Annotated in this window: 18 protein-coding genes; 9 read left to right on the top strand and 9 right to left on the bottom strand. The window is 43.8% G+C overall.

From position 1 onward, the window contains the following. Window positions 1–18: 18 nt before the first annotated feature. The 3 genes from VEZ01S_RS10915 to VEZ01S_RS10925 are packed head-to-tail and all read right to left on the bottom strand — an operon-like array spanning window position 19 to window position 1789. On the bottom strand, window positions 19–279 hold the full coding sequence (locus tag VEZ01S_RS10915) for a phosphopantetheine-binding protein (protein WP_021714102.1): 261 nt from the start codon (window positions 277–279) through the stop codon (window positions 19–21). Window positions 280–296: 17 nt separating this feature from the next. After that, the gene (locus VEZ01S_RS10920) at window positions 297–1061 is read right to left on the bottom strand and encodes a lysophospholipid acyltransferase family protein (protein WP_021714103.1); all 765 of its coding nucleotides are present in this window, start codon (window positions 1059–1061) and stop codon (window positions 297–299) included. After that, complete coding sequence (locus tag VEZ01S_RS10925) at window positions 1058–1789, bottom strand: beta-ketoacyl synthase chain length factor (RefSeq protein WP_021714104.1); 732 nt, start codon at window positions 1787–1789, stop codon at window positions 1058–1060. Before VEZ01S_RS10925 ends, VEZ01S_RS10920 begins: the two co-directional genes overlap by 4 nt. Window positions 1790–2099: 310 nt before the next feature. On the opposite strand from VEZ01S_RS10925, the gene VEZ01S_RS10930 reads away from it, so the two are divergent. Then, the gene (locus VEZ01S_RS10930) at window positions 2100–3167 is read left to right on the top strand and encodes a class I SAM-dependent methyltransferase (protein WP_021714105.1); all 1068 of its coding nucleotides are present in this window, start codon (window positions 2100–2102) and stop codon (window positions 3165–3167) included. A 122-nt stretch (window positions 3168–3289) separates the two neighbouring features. On the opposite strand, the gene VEZ01S_RS10935 is transcribed toward VEZ01S_RS10930, so the two are convergent. The 5 genes from VEZ01S_RS10935 to ugpB are packed head-to-tail and all read right to left on the bottom strand — an operon-like array spanning window position 3290 to window position 8316. After that, window positions 3290–4120, bottom strand: a complete 831-nt coding sequence (locus tag VEZ01S_RS10935) for an HAD-IIB family hydrolase (RefSeq protein WP_021714106.1) — start codon at window positions 4118–4120, stop codon at window positions 3290–3292. Then, window positions 4113–5219 carry an ABC transporter ATP-binding protein gene (locus VEZ01S_RS10940; protein WP_021714107.1) on the bottom strand — a complete coding sequence of 369 codons (1107 nt, stop codon included), beginning with the start codon at window positions 5217–5219 and terminating at the stop codon, window positions 4113–4115. The genes VEZ01S_RS10935 and VEZ01S_RS10940 overlap by 8 nt, the downstream gene beginning before the upstream one ends. Window positions 5220–5222: 3 nt before the next feature. Beyond that, complete coding sequence (ugpE, locus tag VEZ01S_RS10945; RefSeq protein ID WP_021714108.1) at window positions 5223–6071, bottom strand: sn-glycerol-3-phosphate ABC transporter permease UgpE; 849 nt, start codon at window positions 6069–6071, stop codon at window positions 5223–5225. Next, window positions 6071–6952, bottom strand: a complete 882-nt coding sequence (ugpA, locus tag VEZ01S_RS10950) for a sn-glycerol-3-phosphate ABC transporter permease UgpA (RefSeq protein ID WP_021714109.1) — start codon at window positions 6950–6952, stop codon at window positions 6071–6073. Before ugpA ends, ugpE begins: the two co-directional genes overlap by 1 nt. A 56-nt stretch (window positions 6953–7008) precedes the next feature. Next, window positions 7009–8316, bottom strand: coding sequence for a sn-glycerol-3-phosphate ABC transporter substrate-binding protein UgpB (ugpB, locus tag VEZ01S_RS10955; RefSeq protein WP_021714110.1), 1308 nt, complete (start codon window positions 8314–8316; stop codon window positions 7009–7011). Between the two features lie 236 nt (window positions 8317–8552). Between ugpB and VEZ01S_RS10960 the strand changes: the two genes are divergently transcribed. From VEZ01S_RS10960 to VEZ01S_RS10990, 7 genes are all read left to right on the top strand, one after another. Further along, entirely contained in the window at window positions 8553–9290 is a 738-nt protein-coding gene (locus VEZ01S_RS10960) for a glycerophosphoryl diester phosphodiesterase (RefSeq protein WP_021714111.1), read from the top strand. Window positions 9291–9300: 10 nt separating this feature from the next. Further along, the gene (locus VEZ01S_RS10965; protein WP_021714112.1) at window positions 9301–10068 is read left to right on the top strand and encodes a DeoR/GlpR family DNA-binding transcription regulator; all 768 of its coding nucleotides are present in this window, start codon (window positions 9301–9303) and stop codon (window positions 10066–10068) included. Between the two features lie 323 nt (window positions 10069–10391). Then, a complete protein-coding gene (locus VEZ01S_RS10970) occupies window positions 10392–11651 on the top strand; it encodes an imelysin family protein (RefSeq protein ID WP_439654010.1) in 1260 nt (419 codons plus the stop codon). Window positions 11652–11738: 87 nt separating this feature from the next. Continuing rightward, entirely contained in the window at window positions 11739–13142 is a 1404-nt protein-coding gene (locus VEZ01S_RS10975; RefSeq protein WP_021714114.1) for a di-heme oxidoreductase family protein, read from the top strand. A 34-nt stretch (window positions 13143–13176) separates the two neighbouring features. Beyond that, a complete protein-coding gene (locus VEZ01S_RS10980) occupies window positions 13177–14205 on the top strand; it encodes an imelysin family protein (RefSeq protein WP_021714115.1) in 1029 nt (342 codons plus the stop codon). Then, the gene (locus VEZ01S_RS10985) at window positions 14186–15292 is read left to right on the top strand and encodes a DUF1513 domain-containing protein (RefSeq protein ID WP_021714116.1); all 1107 of its coding nucleotides are present in this window, start codon (window positions 14186–14188) and stop codon (window positions 15290–15292) included. Before VEZ01S_RS10980 ends, VEZ01S_RS10985 begins: the two co-directional genes overlap by 20 nt. Before the next feature lie 221 nt (window positions 15293–15513). Beyond that, on the top strand, window positions 15514–16116 hold the full coding sequence (locus tag VEZ01S_RS10990) for a hypothetical protein (protein WP_040890779.1): 603 nt from the start codon (window positions 15514–15516) through the stop codon (window positions 16114–16116). A 96-nt stretch (window positions 16117–16212) separates the two neighbouring features. Here the strand turns inward: VEZ01S_RS10990 and VEZ01S_RS10995 are convergent, their stop codons facing one another. After that, on the bottom strand, window positions 16213–16875 hold the full coding sequence (locus tag VEZ01S_RS10995; RefSeq protein ID WP_021714118.1) for an outer membrane beta-barrel protein: 663 nt from the start codon (window positions 16873–16875) through the stop codon (window positions 16213–16215). Window positions 16876–17217: 342 nt separating this feature from the next. Here VEZ01S_RS10995 and VEZ01S_RS11000 point away from each other — a divergent pair, with 342 nt between their 5' ends. Continuing rightward, on the top strand, window positions 17218–17949 hold the full coding sequence (locus VEZ01S_RS11000) for a DUF1499 domain-containing protein (RefSeq protein ID WP_021714119.1): 732 nt from the start codon (window positions 17218–17220) through the stop codon (window positions 17947–17949). Window positions 17950–17991: the final 42 nt, after the last annotated feature.

Raw genomic sequence — 17991 nt, forward strand, 5'->3', positions numbered from 1 at the left:
AGTGTCTGTACCTACGGATTATTCGCTGATCTGTGAAGAGATGTAAGCTGCGAGATTGCTAACAGAAGCAAAGTGCTCGCGAGTATTGGTGTCATCTGCATCAATAATAATGTTGTATTTCTTTTTAATCGCAAGACCCAGTTCTAGGGCATCGATAGAATCTAAACCTAGCCCATCACCAAAAAGGGGCGCTTCAGTTTCAATATCATCGATGGTTAAGTCTTCAAGATTTAGAGCATCGATGATCAGTTGTTTAATGTCGTTGTGTAAATTTTCCACTGGGACCTACTTTATGGCTAATGATTATTAGGAAATATTATCTCAGTTAAATGCCGCTGCAAACGGCGAGCCGCAATTGTCGGCGATTCTGTTTGTTCGATAAAAGGCTGAACCTTCACTTTATCTTTCACCTCAATACGAAAAAAAGGCTTAGATAACGGTACGTTATACCATTTACCTTGTTTAGTCAGAAAGCTCGAAGACACAGAAATATGCACCACACGCAAATCTCTTTGAGTACGTATGGCAATTTGAGCTGCTCCTCGTTGTAGCTTTGACTCGACGCCCGGTGTTGTTCTTGTCCCTTCTGGGAAGATAAGCAACACGTTGCCCTTCTCAAAGCGTTGTTCACATAGTAACAGAAGATCATCTGCGGTTTCATTTGGAATATAACCTGCCGCTTTTACTATGTGTTTCATAAAAGGGTTCGCCCAAATTGATGACTTTACTAAGCAATCGCAACGTTTAAGTTGTGATGCGATAAGGACATAATCAATAAGGCTAGGGTGGTTTGCGACAATCAAACAATCTGAGTCTTGTTTTAATATATCAGCACCGATTATCTGGTAATCAATCACACCAGTACGCTTCATTAGCTTACAAAAAGCATTAAACGTAGTTTGAATGAGCCCCTGAACCTTGAACTCTCTCGTTGTTTGGTTTTTTATAAACAGATGAATAATAGGAATAATCAAAAAGCTTAAGACTAGCCCACCTAGTCCAAAGACAACAAAGCAAAACCCAGTAGCGAAAACACGCCAATAGCGCTCTAGTGTCTTCATGGCTTTTTATACCACTCCCATATTTGCTGTGATGACTTGATTGTCCAGTTACTATCACCGTTAAGAAAATGCTGAAGAAAGCTCAAAGCCTGTGGCTGAGTCTGTTCTTCTGTGTCGGTGAGCATTTTTTTAGTGGTTGTGAATCTATCGCCATATGATAGCACTAGCCCAAGCCCATAACCGTTGTAAACTTGGTTTTCATATTTGGAGTATGTATCGGGTAGAGGCTCATCAAAATCGACCACCAGCACTTTATGTTGCGGGTGTTGATTTAAATATAACCAGGCTTCGAGAAGAGCGCTTTGAAAGGTATTGTCAGCGGCAGCGATAGAGGTGAGAGGTATTGGCTTTTTGGTTGCAATGGTTGCAAGGCCTGCTGCGGTATTGTGCACCGATTGCGAAAATGCCATGGGAGAGGCTTCTTCACCTAATACAATATCATTGATCAGTTTGGCGCTGCGATGTAACTCCCCATGACGACTGGCAAACACGAGATAGTGCACGGAGTGTTCGTTGAGCAGCTCAATGGTTGTTTGCACAGCTAATTTACTTAAACGGCTCATTCTACGGCGCATCATAGGCGGTATAGCAGACGTGACCAATGAATCGTCTTCTGGCCAAGCGCCATTTTTGGCCCACTCTTGCCATTGCTCAGAGTTTGATATGCCCGGTGCGTAGGCATTCCATGCGTCAATATTGAATTGTAGATTTAAGTTGTTGCTGTGCATATTATTTTGCAGACTCTTGTGTATAGTATCTTGATATATAACGCTTAATATTGAGCCAGTGGCTGGCTAAATGCTTAAAAAAAGCCTAAGCATAAATGAAATTTAAATGCTGAAAGTGTATTTATGATTATTTTTGCAATAAGTATTTCCACTTAATTCTATACATTAACCCAATAAACTTGAAAGCAAAAGGTGCTAATATTGACCATAATTGTAATCGTTGAATATTAGCTCAACGTAGACATCTAGAGAAAAGTCTCTGCAATAGAACATGCTCAACGGCAATCTAATTACATATAAAGGTTTATCTGTGTTAAATAAAGAACAAGACCCGTATACCGCGCTAGAAGCGAAAACTGAAGCGCAAAAGTTATCTTTTGCTCCTATCGTATTTCATACTGCGAGAACATTGCGTGATTTAGGCATTTTGACTGTGTTAGATAATGCAGGCGAAAAAGGATTAAATGCCGACGAAATTAGTCAACAGTCTGGTGTATCTGAGTATGGCGTTAAAGTTCTTCTCGATATGGCAGTTAGCGCGAATATCGTGACATTTAACAAACCCAACTACATTATTGCGAATTTAGGTTTCTTCCTATTGCACGATGGCATGACCAAAGCCAATATGGATTTCACTGCGGATGTTTGTTACGCGGCTATGATGCACCTTACTGAGGCTATTGTGGAAGGTAAACCTGCTGGGCTTAAAGAGCTGGGCGACTGGGAAACCATCTATGAAGGGTTATCGCGTCTGCCAGAGCAAGCCAAGCAAAGCTGGTTTAACTTTGATCACTTCTACTCTGATCGTTCATTCCCTAAATTACTTGAAACGGTATTTGGTAATAAGCCACAGAAAATTGCGGATATCGGTGGTAACACAGGTAAGTGGGCATTGCAGTGCTGTAACTACGATCAAGACGTGAACGTTACTATTGTCGATTTGCCTCAACAACTTGAGATGGCAAAAATCAATGCAGAGAAAAACGGTTTTGCGGATCGCATTAACTTTTACCCTGCCAATATGCTAAACAAAGAACAAACCCTGCCAGATAACATCGACACATGGTGGATGAGTCAGTTCTTAGATTGTTTCTCACCGATGGAAATTCTTAGCATCTTGAAACGTGTGAAGAAGCAACTTAGACCGGGAGATTCAATCTACATCTTGGAGCTATTCTGGGATGCTCAGAAATACGAAGCGGCGGCTTACAGCTTAAATGCCACGTCTCTTTACTTCACATGCCTTGCAAACGGCAATAGCCGTTTCTACCGCAGTGATGATTTCTTAGAAATCATTGCAGAAGCAGGCCTTGAAGTGGATGAGCGTATCGACAATATTGGTCTAGGGCATACACTACTGAAAGTGAAAGCTAAATAATTGATGCAGTACTGCTACTGATGTAGCCATTTACGAGCGTAACAATAAAAAGCCCCGCCGATTGTTAATCGGCGGGGCTTTTTGTATTTAGCGTTCGCTATAGCAATAGTGGCTGTAAGTGATTAGCCTGCAACTACTTTTAGCGTTTGGCGTTTAGCATTGACAATTTTATCCGCTAACTCAGCAAAGCCAAACCCGCCGTTTTGGGTCAGTAAATGACTGGGTTTGCTAGAAAGCTGTTCAAGTACTTTGTGAATATTATTCACCCCAAACGTTGTTGGAAGCCATTTAAACATGGCTTCGTCATTTTGTGAGTCACCAACGTAACTGATGTGCTCTAAAGGTAAACCGTCAAAATCCGCGTTGGCTGCAAGGTAAGCTTCGCCGGTGACGCGTTTGCTGTGTTCACCTAGCCACACGTTGAGATGAATAGAGCTTAATGTGGCGTGCACTGCCTGACCGTCAATAGTAAGAGCACGACATTTTTCGGTTAGCTCTTGGGCGATCTCATCACTGATCGGCTCTCGGTCTTGGCTAAGGTTGATGGCTATATCGCAGTAGCGAAATGGCTGATCAGAAGCAAAGCCGATATCATCGTATTGCGCTAAAAGTGTCTCAAGCGCTTCTTTTAGCTTTGCTTGCTGCTGTTGCATTTTTTGCATTGGCAAAGCGGAATGAACGCGAAAGTCGGTGGCACTTTTTTGCATCCAAAACGCACCGTTTTCACCAATGACGCCGTGCACTGGCCATAGTTTTGCAATTTGGTCACACCAACCGGCACAAGCGCCCGTGACTGCGACAACATTAACGCCGACTTGTTGCAAGTCATACAAAGCTTTTAGGGTTACGTCCGGAAGCTTGCCTTCCCAAGTTAACGTATCGTCTACATCGGTTAACAACCATTTGATATCGCGGAGGCGATCAAGAGTAATGGTATCAATAGGGTTAAGCATTTACAGCCTCTTTTTCTTGTAACGCAACACACTCCACGTTGATGCGCGCTTCACTTTGGGGATCAAATAGGTGAATCGATTCGTTGTCAAAGTTTAGGCCGATAATATCATCAGGTTGAATGAGTTCGTAACCATCGACACGAACCACTAAGTCTTGTGGGTGTGCATCTAGCGTCTGACAATATAGAAGAAGATCAGCACCTAGGGCTTCAATTAAATCGACTTTTACCTTAAATCGTGGGTGTTGATTATCCAGTAGCAAATGCTCAGGACGTAAACCCACTTTAATTACGCCGTACGGCAGTGCTTGGCTATTGACGGGTAAAATAGTCTCACCAATATGAATACCCAGTTCGCTGATATTTGCATTTAGGATATTCATCGCGGGAGAGCCCATAAAGGTGGCAACAAACAATGACGCGGGTGTTTGATAAATCTCAAGTGGCGAGCCGACTTGCTCGACATTACCTTGGTTTAGCACCACTAATTTATCGGCCAGTGTCATGGCTTCAACCTGATCGTGGGTAACGTACACCGACGTTGTATTTAGGTTACGTTGCAGTCGTTTGATCTCTAGGCGCATCTGTACACGCAATTTAGCGTCAAGGTTTGATAGCGGCTCATCAAATAAAAATACTTTTGGCTTACGCACAATAGCGCGTCCCATTGCCACACGCTGACGTTGACCACCAGAGAGTTGCTTAGGTTTACGGTCTAATAGATGAGACAGCTCAAGCATTTCAGCGGCTTGATTGACCAGCTTTTCAATCTCAGCTTTTGGCGTTTTACGGTTACGTAGACCATACGCCATGTTATTAAATACCGACATATGCGGATACAGGGCGTAGTTCTGGAACACCATGGCAATATCACGTTCGCTTGGCTCGTGATCGTTGACGATTTTGTCATCAATTTTTAGCTCGCCACTGGAGATCTCTTCTAGACCCGCAATCATACGTAGCAGCGTTGATTTACCACAGCCACTTGGGCCAACTAAGACCACCATTTCGCCGTCTTGGATGTTTAAATTAAGTTGTTGAATCGCTTGGTATCCATTTGGGTAGCACTTAGCGATATTTGAAAGAGTTAGGGTAGACATAAATTATTTCTCCGAATCCACAAGGCCTTTGACGAATGCTTTTTGCATCCCGATAACCACAATGACAGGGGGTAGCATGGCAATAATGGTGGTCGCCATGATCTTGTTCCATTCAATCACGCCATCGACAACGCCAAGCATCTGCTTGATGCCCATTACAATGGTGTAATAGCTAGTGTCTGTTGTGATGAGCAAAGGCCAAAGGTATTGGTTCCACCCATAGATAAAGGTGATTACAAAAAGAGCCGCGATATTGGTGCGCGATAGCGGCAATAAAATATCAAAAAAGAACTTCATTGGGCCTGCGCCATCAATGCGCGCCGCTTCAACTAACTCTTTAGGGACGGTTAAGAAAAACTGCCTAAACAAGAATGTTGCGGTCGCACTGGCAATCAAAGGAATCGTCAAACCATAGTATGAGTTCAACATATTTAGGTTAGTGATGACCTCAAAGGTGGGCATGATGCGCACTTCTACTGGCAACATTAAGGTGAAAAAGATCATCCAAAACGCCAGCATACGGCCACGAAATTCAAAAAATACCACCGCATAAGCGGATAAAATTGAAATGGTCAGCTTACCGATAGTGATGCACATCGCCATGATAAATGAGTTGAGTAGCATCTGTGGGATAGGCAGGGCATTGTTGTTATGTACGCCGGTACCTGACAGTAAATCTACAAATACACTCAACCCAAGATCGCCAAACCACATCGGTGTTCCGGTCGCAAATGCCGCATTTGAATGAGTGGTTGCCACTAAAGCAATCCATACAGGGAACGCGATGGCCAAAATACCGAGGATCAGTACTAAATGACAAACGAGTTTAAATATAGGGCGTCGTTCTACCATTAGTAGGCCACCTTCTTTTCTACATATTTAAATTGAATGACAGTCAGTAGCGCCACTAAGATCATTAACACCACAGACTGGGCTGCCGATGAACCAAGATCAAGGCCGATAAAACCGTCGTTATACACTTTATAAACCAACGTTGAGGTACTGTTGCTTGGACCGCCTTGGGTCATGGCATGGATAACCGCAAAAGTATCAAAGAAGGCGTACACAAAGTTCACCACCAATAGGAAGAAACTGGTTGGCGAAATCAACGGGAAACTGATGGTGAGAAAACGCTTAATAGGGCCACTACCGTCAATAGCCGCAGCTTCATGCAAAGACTTAGGCACCGATTGCAACGCCGCTAGGAAAAACAAAAAGTTGTAGCTAATTTGCTTCCAAGTAGAGGTAATCACCACCATCCACATGGCGTGAGTGCCGTTCAGGGTTGGGTTCCAATTCACGTTAAACAGATTCAGTACTTCACTGACTACGCCAATGGTAGGATCAAACAGAAATAGCCATAAAGAGCCGGCAACCACTGGGGCAACGGCATATGGCCAAATCAAGAAAGTGCGATAAAACGTCGCGCCGCGCATGATTTGCTCGGCAAAAGCGGCCAGTATTAATGCACTGACAAGGGCCAGTACCGCAACGCTGATACTGAACTGCATGGTGGTAAGAAAAGAGCTTAAATAGAGCTTATCGCTAAATAAATTCAAGAAGTTTTCCAATCCCACGAACTCACGACTAAAGCCAAAAGCATCCTCTAACTGAGTCGATTGGAAAACTGCCTGACCGGCTGGCCAGATAAAAAACACCAGTGTGATGATCAATTGCGGCGCAATAAGCGCAACAGGCAACCATTTGTGTTTAAAAACAACTTGTGAAGACATATAAAAATCCAGTGAACGCCACCTGTCCTTGCAATAAGGTCAGGTGGCGAGATAGGTTACTTTTGCGTACGTTCGAAACGACGTAGTTGTTGGTCACCACGTTGAACCGCTGTGTTCAGTGCCGCAGTCGCTGATTTACGACCCGCCCAAACGGCTTCTAGTTCTTCGTTGATGATGTCACGAGTTTGTAGGAAGTTACCAAAACGGATGCCTTTAGAGTTTTCCGTTGGCGCAGTTTCTGTCATTTGGATAACCGCAGTATCTGTACCTGGGTGAGACTTGTAGAAACCTTCTTTCTTAGTTAGCTCGTAAGCGTCTTGAGTGATTGGCAAGTAGCCTGTACCTTTGTGCCATTCAGACTGTACTTCAGCGCTAGATAGGTAAGTAAAGAACTTAGCTACGCCCTTGTATTCTTCGCTTGAGTGACCACGAAGAACCCAAAGAGATGCGCCACCGATGATGGTATTTTGTGGTGTTTTTACTAGAGTGTCGTCGTAAGGAAGTTGTGCAACACCTACGTTAATACCTTGCATGTTTTCTTGAATGCCCGCTAGACCCGCAGAAGAGCCCATAGTCATCGCACACTCACCAGTGTAGAACAATGGCATGCCGTCAGATTGGCGACCGCCGTACTTAAATACGCCTTCTTTAGACCACTTCGCCATTTGGTCGATGTGTTTAACAAAAGGTTCTGTGTTGAATGTGTATTCAGTGTCGAAACCATCGAATCCATTTTGCTTAGTCGCAACAGGAACGTTGTTACGCGCACCGAAGTTTTCGATTTGAACCCATGATTGCCACGTTGTGGTGAAACCACACTTAGCACCAGACTTCATTAGTTTAAGAGACGTTTCTTCCATCTCTTTCCATGTTTTTGGTGCTTCTTTGATGCCTGCTTTCGCAAACATATCTTGGTTGTAGTACATCACTGGTGTTGAGCTGTTAAACGGCATTGATAACATTTTGCCGTCTTTAGTGGTGTAGTAACCGGTTACTGCTGGTAGGTAGTCACTTGAGTCGAATTGCTCTTTAGTGTCTTGCATCAATTGGTAAACAGGGTAAACCGCCTGCTCTGCACCCATCATTGTCGCAGTACCTACTTCGAATACCTGAACAATAGCAGGCTGCTCTTTAGCACGGAACGCAGCAATTGCGCTGGTCATTGTTTCTGCGTAGCTACCTTTAAATACAGGCTTGATTTCATACTCAGACTGGCTTGCATTAAATTCAGTTGCAATTGCGTTTACTTTCTCACCAAGAGCGCCACCCATCGCGTGCCACCATTCAACTTCCGTTTTTGCGTGAGCTTGAGCACTAAGAAGCGCTGTTGCTAGTACTGCGCCAGTAAAGCGTGTAATCGACATATTCGTTCCTTTAAATTTAAGTTTAGGTATATGGAAAAATGAACTCGATGGTTCCATGTTCATTTGGATTCATATTTTTGTTTTTTTGTTCAAGTGAAAGTTAAATTAGAAAGATGACGTTTGGATTACAGATAAATGAACTTATTTGAACATCTTTGTTGTAAAAAGAATGACATTGATTTGTCACATTTGGATGACATTCTTTGAGGAAATTAAGTGAATTTGGAATAAGAGTTATGCACAGTATTTTAAATACAATGGCGCACCGTGGCGTTTCAAGCCAAGCGCCGGAAAATACATTATCCGCGTTTGCATTGGCCGCTGAAAAAGGGTGCCAATGGATTGAAATTGACGTGCAACTGTCGAGTGACGGTGTACCAATGGTCATTCATGATGACACAGTGAACCGATGCACGAACGGTTGCGGAAAAGTCCGCGAAATGACTTTATCGCAACTTAAAAAGCTGGATGCTGGCCTTTGGTTTGGAAAGCAATATCAAGACGAGCCGATTCCAACTTTGCTCGAAACGTTGGATTTTGTGCAGCAAACCAATATCAATCTCAACATTGAGCTTAAAGTCTACCCGCAGGATGACGTTGCGTTGCTTTGCAAGATGGTGGATGAAGTGATCAAAGTATCGGGTATTGCGCCGACTCAGATTTTATTTTCAAGTTTTCATACTCAAGCTTTAGCACGGATGCAAAAGGTATTACCTGAGGTTAGACGAGGACAGCTGTGGCAGAAAATACCCAAAGATGCCATCAGCATACTGCGAGATCTTCAAGCCTATAGCGTGCATTGCGACTATCGCTTTTTAACCCCAGCAACAGCACAACAAATAAAAGAATTTAACTATCAGTTGTATTGTTACACACCGAATTTCCCAGAGTTGGTGGATGACTATTGGCGCTGGGGAGTGGACATGATGATCACGGATGTGCCGCAGGCGTACGCTGTATTAGAAAATGCTTAAGCGCAGCGCCATGTCAAATATAAGCCTACGTCAGCAGCAAGTGATTGATCTTATCTCTGAGCAAGAATATTGCAGTATTGATGCTCTTGCTGAGCATTTTGCTGTGACCACTCAAACGATACGTCGAGATATTAATAAACTGTGTCACTTGCGTCTGGCGCAGCGCCATCATGGTGGCGTAAGTTTACCGACAACCTTGGTCAACCGCAGTTTTTTGGCAAGAAGCACCACCAACCAAGATGAGAAACGTGCGATAGCCGCGGAAGTGGTCAAACACATTCCTGACGGCAGTACCTTATTTTTGGGTATCGGTACTACCATTGCCTTGATTGCCGAGCAATTGGTCAATCATCACTCTTTGCGTGTCGTGACTAATAACTTTCAAGCCGCTTATATTTTGTCTCAACACGATCATATTGAAATATGGATGGCAGGGGGAAAGTTACGCACTAGTGATGGGGATATTACCGGTGACAGCGTGGGTAAGTTTTTTGATAAATTCAGCGCGGATATTGGCATTATTGGTTGCGCAGCGATTCGTGAAATTACCCCTTTAAAAGATCCGCACACTCTATGCGTGTCTAGTCATGATGAAGCCGAATTTGACGAATATGCCATGGAGCATGAGCTGAGTGAAGCAGAGGTAAGTCAAGGGATCTTAATCGGATCTAAACAGAAGTGGCTGGTGGCAAATTCCAGTAAATGGCACAGAAAAGCCAATGCAAAAGTGGCGAACTTAACTCAATTTGATCGAGTTTTTGGGGGAAAGAATACTTAGATTAAATTGACGTATCGAAGTCGATAATCTCAATTGAGAACTCACCATTATCGTTTCATTTTTACCAGCATTTTTCGCACTAGAAATGCTGGTTTTTTTGTTTAAGGCCGTCTCGTTTTCCCTCTCGCTCATTTGATAGATACAGATCACTGAATAGAGCAATAAAGCATAATCAAAAGACCTTTTATATTTCATGGTTATTACCACGCCCTGAAAATTATGTAAAAAAATGTTTGTAACAAAAGGTGTAGATCACGTACATTGTGTTAATGGAAATGATTATCAAACGCAACCGCATTAACATTAAGTAAGGGATTTACCAAATTATGGAACAGAAATACATTTTTTCAGCTGTGGCAGCATCGATGTTATTGAGTAGCCCACTATCAGCAAAAGAGGTGACAGAGCAACAAGTAGTTACCCATTATGCGGATGTAGCGCACTCCGTCTATTTTGACTCCTTAGCAACGGCAAAAATCTTAAATAGTCGCATTGAACAATTTATCGCTGCGCCCTCTGAGGCAGGCTTTAAACAAGTGAAGCAAGCGTGGTTGAATGCGCGAGTTCCCTATCAACAATCGGAAGTGTTTCGTTTTGGTAACCCTGTCGTGGATGACTGGGAAGGACAATTAAACGCGTGGCCGTTGGATGAAGGCTTGATTGATTATGTCGCCGCAGGCTATCAGTTTGAAATGGGTAACGAAGGAGCTTCGGCAAATATCGTGGCGAATACTGAGCTCATTATTGGCAATGCAAAAGTGGATACTGGAAAAATTACACCACAACTCATTGCCAGTTTAAACGAGCTTGGTGGCTCTGAGGCAAACGTGGCATCGGGGTATCATGCCATTGAATTTTTGCTGTGGGGGCAAGATTTAAATGGGACGAACAGTGGTGCTGGTGAGCGCGCGTATACCGATTATGTGCTTGGCAAAGAGTGCACCAATAACAACTGTGATCGCCGCGGACAGTATCTACAAGCCACCGCACAATTGTTGGTGCAAGACTTAGAGTGGATGGAGAAGCAATGGTCAGCACAGACTAAAGACAACTATCGACAAACACTGCTCAGTGAGCCATCGGAAAACGGTTTGCGCAGAATGTTATTTGGCATGGGATCACTCTCTTTAGGAGAACTCGCGGGAGAGAGAATGAAAGTCGCGTTGGAAGCCGGCTCTACGGAAGATGAACATGACTGTTTTTCCGACAACACGCACAACTCTCACTACTACAATGAGCAAGGGATCTACAACGTCTATACGGGCAGTTACACTCGCATAGACGGTCAGAAAATAGCAGGGCCAAGTATCGCTGATTTAGTGAAGCAAAAAGACGCGAAAGCGGCTGAGCAGATCCAACAACAATTCGATGCTTCTATCGCTCAAGTCGGTAAGTTGGTGGATTCAGCTGAGAATAAAGGGCAGCACTTTGATCAGTTGATTGCATCAAATAACAAAGCCGGTCAGCAATTGATTCAAGATACGATTCAGTCTTTGGTTGAGCAAACGAAAGCCATTGAAAAAAGTGCCACAATTATTGGCATTACTCGTTTAAACCCTGATACAGCGGATCATCAGTTTTAACTAAAAGAGCACATAAAAGGAGGCGAGGGATCGCCTCCTTTTGCTGTTTATAAAGCGCATCTTTGCCAAAATAGATAATGGACTATCATGTACAAAAACCTACGTCGTATTTTTGTTTTAACCAGTTGTTTTTCTTGCTTGCTCTTGCCATCCATCACCGTCGCTTATGACGTGAGATCCGGTGGTGGCACGACGATAAAAAAAGAAGGGGCGAATGCATTTTCTCTTCCCGCCGCTAATTTACCTATGTCTAAGCGTCTTGATTTTAGTGTGGGTAACAGCTTTTTTCGAAACCCTTGGATTCCAGCGCCCGCAACGACCGAAGCTCGTGATGGTTTAGGGCCACTTTTTAACACCAATGGTTGCCAAAACTGTCATGTGAAAGATGGACGCGGGCATCCGCCAGAAGCATTGGATACACATGCGGTATCCATGCTAGTCAGACTGAGTGTTCCTGCGGTCACAGAGCAGCAAAAACAACAGTTGATTACCCATGGCTCAGTCCCAGAGCCCACTTACGGTGGTCAGTTGCAAGATTTTGCCGTGACCGATTATCCTGCCGAAGGAAAAATAGAGATCGCCTATCAAAGCAAAGCAGTACGCTTTGCTGATGGCACCGTCGTTCAGTTACGTCAGCCAACAGTCTCTATATCGAACTTACACTACGGACCAATGGCAAAGGATACAATGTTATCCGCTCGCGTTGCTCCGCCGATGATTGGCCTTGGTTTATTAGAAGCGATTCCTGAATCGACGATTCTTGCTTGGCAAGATATTAATGATGAAGACGGTGACGGTATTTCGGGAAAAGCTAATCAGGTATGGAGCGTCGCGCAACAAAAGACTGTCTTGGGTCGTTTCGGTTGGAAGGCCGGACAACCAAGCTTGATGCAACAAAATGCCGCCGCATTTAATGGTGATCTTGGCATTACCAGCCGTCTCTTTCCTAAGGAAAATTGCACTGAAAATCAATCAATCTGTGATGAACTGCCTAATGGGGGAGAATTTGAGGTCAGCGATAATATTTTAGATTTTGTTGAGTTTTATTCTCAGCATTTGGCGGTGCCTTCTCGACGAAACCTAGACAGTCAACAAGTGCAACTAGGGCAAACTCTCTTTGCTAATGCGGGTTGTGATTCCTGCCATAAACCCAGTGTCGTGACTGCCGAACTCCCCGATCTCCCTGCGCTCTCTAAGCAACGTATAAGCCCTTACACGGATTTGCTGTTACACGATATGGGAGAGGGATTGGCTGATAATAGAGGGGAGTTTAGCGCCAATGGTCAAGAGTGGCGCACGCCTCCTTTATGGGGGATTGGTTATACGCAAGAGGTCAACGGACACACTTATTTTTTGCACGATGGTCGTGCCAGAAACCTATTAGAGGCTGTGCTTTGGCATGGCGGTGAGGCTGAATCTGCCCAACAATATGTGTTAAATCTTGATAAGCCACAACGAGAAGCGCTATTGGCGTTTTTAAATTCGTTATAGCCAAGATGCGCTCATGCAGTAGAGGAGTACAGTAATGACACGATTTTCGAATAAAACGCTGATATGTATGACGCCGCTGTTACTGTGGGGCTGTCAGGGGATACCAAGCTCTGTTGATGCGGCGGCCAGTTCTAAAAATGCGGTCTATGAGATAGAGAAAGCGTCGGCAATGGCCTTTTATCAGGAGACACAAGGGTTGTCCGATGCGTTGTGGGGCTATTGTGTGTCCGAGCAAGGGTCGGTGTCAGAGGTAGAACAGGCATGGTCAAAAACCATGCGCTCTTGGATGGCGTTGCAAGGTCAAGAGCGAGGCCCAGAACAAGCATTGGATTTGAATTGGAATATCCAGTTTTGGCCAGATAAGAAAAACACCCTTGGCAGGAAAATGTCGGATTTGCTCAGTCAGTCACAGGTGTGGAATAAGCAGAGCGTATCCGAGCAAAGTGTGACGGTACAAGGCGTGGGGGCCATTGAATGGTTGTTATATGATGCATCGTCCGATTTAACCAGCAACTCGAAGACTTGCCAAACGGCCATTGCTATCGGACAAACATTGCAAAGTCATGCATTGACGATAAGTGATGCATGGCAAACGAATCCATGGCTTGAATTTAACGCTCAACAATGGCGCGCTGAATATGTTTCTTTGCTCTCCAATCAGCTGGACTATGCCATGAAAAAGCTCAGTCGGCCACTGGCTAAAATAGGGCATCCAAAGCCCTATTTTGCTGAGTCGTGGCGCGCTCAGCAGTCGATGGAACACCTTAAATATAACGTACTGGCATTGCAAAGATTGTATTTGGCCGAAGGTCGAGGCTTAGATCAACTGCTTCGCGATAATGGCAGCTCGCAGGTGGCTGACCGCATTCATCAGCAGTTTTCTTATATTCTTTCCAGCTGGCCACAGCAGCAAAGCGTATTTGAATTGCTGCACAGTAAAGAAGGGTATCAGGTTGTGCTAAATCAATATCATAAGTTAGAGCACTTAAAGTATCTTATTGATGAAAATGCCGCGGTAGAGCTGGATATTGTTATAGGATTTAATGCAACCGATGGCGATTGACTCCTCACGACGCACGATTGTTAAAGGCTTACTGCTATCCAGTGCTGCGCCTTGGTTTTCGTCCGGTTGTGCCACTGCACGGCGCGACTCTATACCGACGTTTATCGGCTGCGCCACTAAAACGCGCAATAAATATATGGCCGTTATCGCCGATCAATTTGGGCAGCCTATTCATCAGTTTCCTCTTTTAGAGCGTGGGCATGGCAGTGCAGTAAATACAGCGCTCCATCATGTAGCGGTATTTTCTCGCCGTCCTGGGCATTACTTTCAGGTCTATCACTATCTCAGTGGTGAGAGTCTTCAATTAAGGCTCGCCACTAGAAATCGTTATTTTTATGGGCACGGTGTGTACTCTAGCGATTTTCGCAGGCTTTATACAACCGAAGGGGAAGTGGGGAGTAGTCGAGGGATTATTGGCGTGTATGACGCAGAACATGAATACCAAAAGGTGGCTGAGTTTACTGGCATCGGCATCGGGCCCCATGAAATCATCTTGCTAGATAATGACGTGCTGGCTATTGCGGTAGGTGGCATTCATACGAAAGGACGTGAGCCTAAAAATCTCGCCACCATGATGCCTTCACTGAGTTATTTGTCATCGGATGGTCGTCTGCTGGAGCAGGTCGTCTTAGCGGATCATCAAATGAGTATTCGTCACTTGAGCAAAGGGAAGGCGTCGGTGTATTGCGCCTTGCAAAATAAAGGGGATTTAAGTGAATTTCCCCCTCTAGTTTATCAGCATTCTTTTACCGCCAGCACGAAAGGGCAAAACATGAAACCTTTGCAAGCGGAGCCAGAACAATGGGCAAGGTTTAATAATTATATTGGTAGCATAGCGACAACCGAACAATGGGTCATAGCAACGTCTCCAAGGGGCAACTGTTATGGTATTTGGTCACAACAAAGCGGACGGTTATTAGAATTATCTCGTTTATCGGATGCTTCTGGAGTCGCAGCTCAGGGGCAGACTTTTGCGGTGAGTTCTGGCTCTGGTTCCGCCATAATGACAAGGCTGAATAATGATAAAAAACAGGATAATCAAGTGGTTACTCCCGTGTTTTGGGATAATCACTGGAGCAGAATATAAATCACCTTTGTATTAATATCCAGATAGCCAAGCGGGTTAGCATAAATAGCAATGCTTAACAAGGAACACTTGTATATTTATGGTCTTCTTTGCCCGATCAAAACACCCTAAAATGGATGCATGTCACACTTTTATTCAGTTTATTGGAATAGCGATTCTATTCGAATGTGCCATATGCACACCGTAATGAGTAAACAGTGGGAATTCAGATAGGGAAGAATGTGAATAAAAATAATTCGATAACAATTGCAATTGTAGCGCTGTGCGCTTCTTTTTCCGTTAATGCTCAAACGTCAGGCAACATACGAACTATTGGTCATAAAAATAATATCGATCATGAAAATATGATCCAGTTAGGTGTTGGGCTTGGTCACTCTTCATACTCCGATGGCTTTGCCTTGAATGCCTATGCGCAACGTAATACTAGAAATAGTATTGGTTGGCGTGGTCAACTAGGCTTTAGTGGCGGTGTGGAAGATACCAAAAACTACAGTGACGTGATGAACAGACCTTATAGTTGGCATCGACGTACGCCAGAAAACGACGTAAATAGTGCGATTACTTTTTCTATTGCGCCAACCTATACCTTAGATATTTCGCAACCGATCAGCTTTTGGGCTGGGCCTGAGTATGCGTACACTAAAAAATACCTCTCTTATCATTCCAATTACTCTATGGGTGATTATTACCTAGAAGGGAAAACCCGTTCGTTACTTGGGGTTGCGGCAGGTATCAATGCGACCACATCCAGTGGTTGGAACTTAGGTATTGCCTATTCATCAACAACCAAAGCGGTGTTTAGTGATATAGGTACAACGTTTTAGGTACAAGAAGCTGTTAGGCGAGAAATAAAAAGTAATAAGGGGAATCATCGCGATTCCCCTTATTATTTTGAGCTAAGTCTGTGTATGGACTCGTTTTTAGAAACGATAACCCACACCAGCATATAGGCTTAAAATAGACCAGTTATAGTTGTCGTCAACCAATGCACCTAGGCTTCGGCTATCTTTCACTTCAACATTGGCAATATCGCCTTCAATGCCGGTTCTAAATAGAATATTACCTTTGTTCTCACCAAGATCTAAGGCGTATTCGACACCGGTACCAATATGGATACCGCCATGGCCGTCCAGATCTTTGAAGGTAGAATTAACTGAGTCTTGTTCGCCAAAATCAATATACGATAGACCAATTTTTGCAAATGGACGTAAACCGTTATCAAAGGTGTACCCCAGGTTTGCTGAAACAGACAAAGATTCAGGGCTGAATGCGCGAGTAGATTGACCACTTTCTTTTGTGTTGATGTCGCCATACTTCATGTAAGTCGTTTCAACACCAACGATGCGGTTAATTTGGTAGCCTAGGCTGTAGATCTGTGTTGAGCCTGTCGGATCAAATTCAACTCTAGGATTAGGGTTGATAAGGTTGGCACTGTCGTTAAAGTCGTCAGCGAAACCACCGTCATCAAAACCTGTTGTACCGATAGCGCCTACAGCGTAAAAGCCTGAAGGATCAGAGCTTGCAAAAGCAGAAGATGAAAGCAATGCCAAACCACACAAAACAGCTAGATTATACTTTTTCATAATCAATCCCAATAAGTAGTAATAATTCCACGGATAGTATCATATTAGGTAGTGTTGAATGTGCGCGCAATGTAAGTATTACTATTCGCTATCCTTACTGAGAATGGTAATTACTCCACTATTCATGAATGTGGCTGAAAGCGCATAAGTCCTTCGCATTGAACATATTTTATATGGCAGTGTGCTGAAGGTGTCTTTTTAATATTTTTGTTGTAATTTGCGAGATTCCGCAGCGTATCTTTTTTTGTATCAAACTATTATGCACTGAAATTCATGTGGATAGGCTTGACTATCTAACGTGCTTATCTCTTGGTAAAACTGCTTATTTATAAGGATCAAATGATGAGTCATCGCTCTTCAAAGATAGGAACATTTCTTCTGGCAATCTCTATTGCTGCTGTATTGATTATTTTGACCATGATGTTTGGTGCTCAAATGGGTCTATGGGAACCTATTGTCGGTTTTGGGTATATTCGACATTACATGAATCCTATCGCTTACGGTGTGGTTGGGATCAGTGCGGTTGGTTTTATTTATCAAGTTGTTACTGGCAATCGGGTAGGTTTAGTGAAAGCACTGCTTGCTTTTAGTATTGGTATGGCATTGTTAGCACCTACTATATACAGCAAAATAAATCCTACGCCGAGAGGACCTGCCATTAATGATATTACAACGGATACTGAGAACCCTCCGCAGTTCGTGGCTTTAAATAGTCTACGTGATGAAGCAAAGACCTCTTTGGCTTACGGTGGCAGCAAAGTGGCGGCGATTCAGAAAAAACTCTATCCCAATATCGCGCCACTGCAAACCAATCTGACAGCTGAAGCTGCGTATAATCGAGCCCTTGATATTGCTAAAGAAAAAGGTTGGGAAATCGTATCCCAAGATGCAGATGCTTTGCGTTTTGAAGCAATAGCTCGTACTTCAGTGTATGCGTTCAAAGATGATGTGGTGGTGGTGATTACCGCATTAGAAGAGGGAAGCCAACTGGATATGAGAAGTGTTTCTCGTATTGGTCGCAGTGATCGAGGGGTTAATGCCGCTCGTATTATGGACTTCATGCAACACTTTTAATGATTACGCGCCAAATAAAAAGTCAGCCTTTATACCAATCAC

It is taken from the genome of Vibrio ezurae NBRC 102218, assembly GCF_000467185.1.
Classification (GTDB): Bacteria; Pseudomonadota; Gammaproteobacteria; order Enterobacterales; family Vibrionaceae; genus Vibrio; species Vibrio ezurae.

Excerpts from the sequence above, each read along its gene's own strand:
- VEZ01S_RS10920 (WP_021714103.1), bottom strand. The coding sequence starts at position 1,061 with ATGAAGACACTAGAGCGCTATTGGCGTGTTTTCGCTACTGGGTTTTGC.
- VEZ01S_RS10925 (WP_021714104.1), bottom strand. The coding sequence starts at position 1,789 with ATGCACAGCAACAACTTAAATCTACAATTCAATATTGACGCATGGAAT.
- VEZ01S_RS10935 (WP_021714106.1), bottom strand. The coding sequence starts at position 4,120 with ATGCTTAACCCTATTGATACCATTACTCTTGATCGCCTCCGCGATATC.
- VEZ01S_RS10940 (WP_021714107.1), bottom strand. The coding sequence starts at position 5,219 with ATGTCTACCCTAACTCTTTCAAATATCGCTAAGTGCTACCCAAATGGA.
- ugpE (WP_021714108.1), bottom strand. The coding sequence starts at position 6,071 with ATGGTAGAACGACGCCCTATATTTAAACTCGTTTGTCATTTAGTACTG.
- ugpA (WP_021714109.1), bottom strand. The coding sequence starts at position 6,952 with ATGTCTTCACAAGTTGTTTTTAAACACAAATGGTTGCCTGTTGCGCTT.
- ugpB (WP_021714110.1), bottom strand. The coding sequence starts at position 8,316 with ATGTCGATTACACGCTTTACTGGCGCAGTACTAGCAACAGCGCTTCTT.
- VEZ01S_RS10960 (WP_021714111.1), top strand. The coding sequence starts at position 8,553 with ATGCACAGTATTTTAAATACAATGGCGCACCGTGGCGTTTCAAGCCAA.
- VEZ01S_RS10965 (WP_021714112.1), top strand. The coding sequence starts at position 9,301 with ATGTCAAATATAAGCCTACGTCAGCAGCAAGTGATTGATCTTATCTCT.
- VEZ01S_RS10975 (WP_021714114.1), top strand. The coding sequence starts at position 11,739 with ATGTACAAAAACCTACGTCGTATTTTTGTTTTAACCAGTTGTTTTTCT.
- VEZ01S_RS10980 (WP_021714115.1), top strand. The coding sequence starts at position 13,177 with ATGACACGATTTTCGAATAAAACGCTGATATGTATGACGCCGCTGTTA.
- VEZ01S_RS10985 (WP_021714116.1), top strand. The coding sequence starts at position 14,186 with ATGCAACCGATGGCGATTGACTCCTCACGACGCACGATTGTTAAAGGC.
- VEZ01S_RS10995 (WP_021714118.1), bottom strand. The coding sequence starts at position 16,875 with ATGAAAAAGTATAATCTAGCTGTTTTGTGTGGTTTGGCATTGCTTTCA.
- VEZ01S_RS11000 (WP_021714119.1), top strand. The coding sequence starts at position 17,218 with ATGAGTCATCGCTCTTCAAAGATAGGAACATTTCTTCTGGCAATCTCT.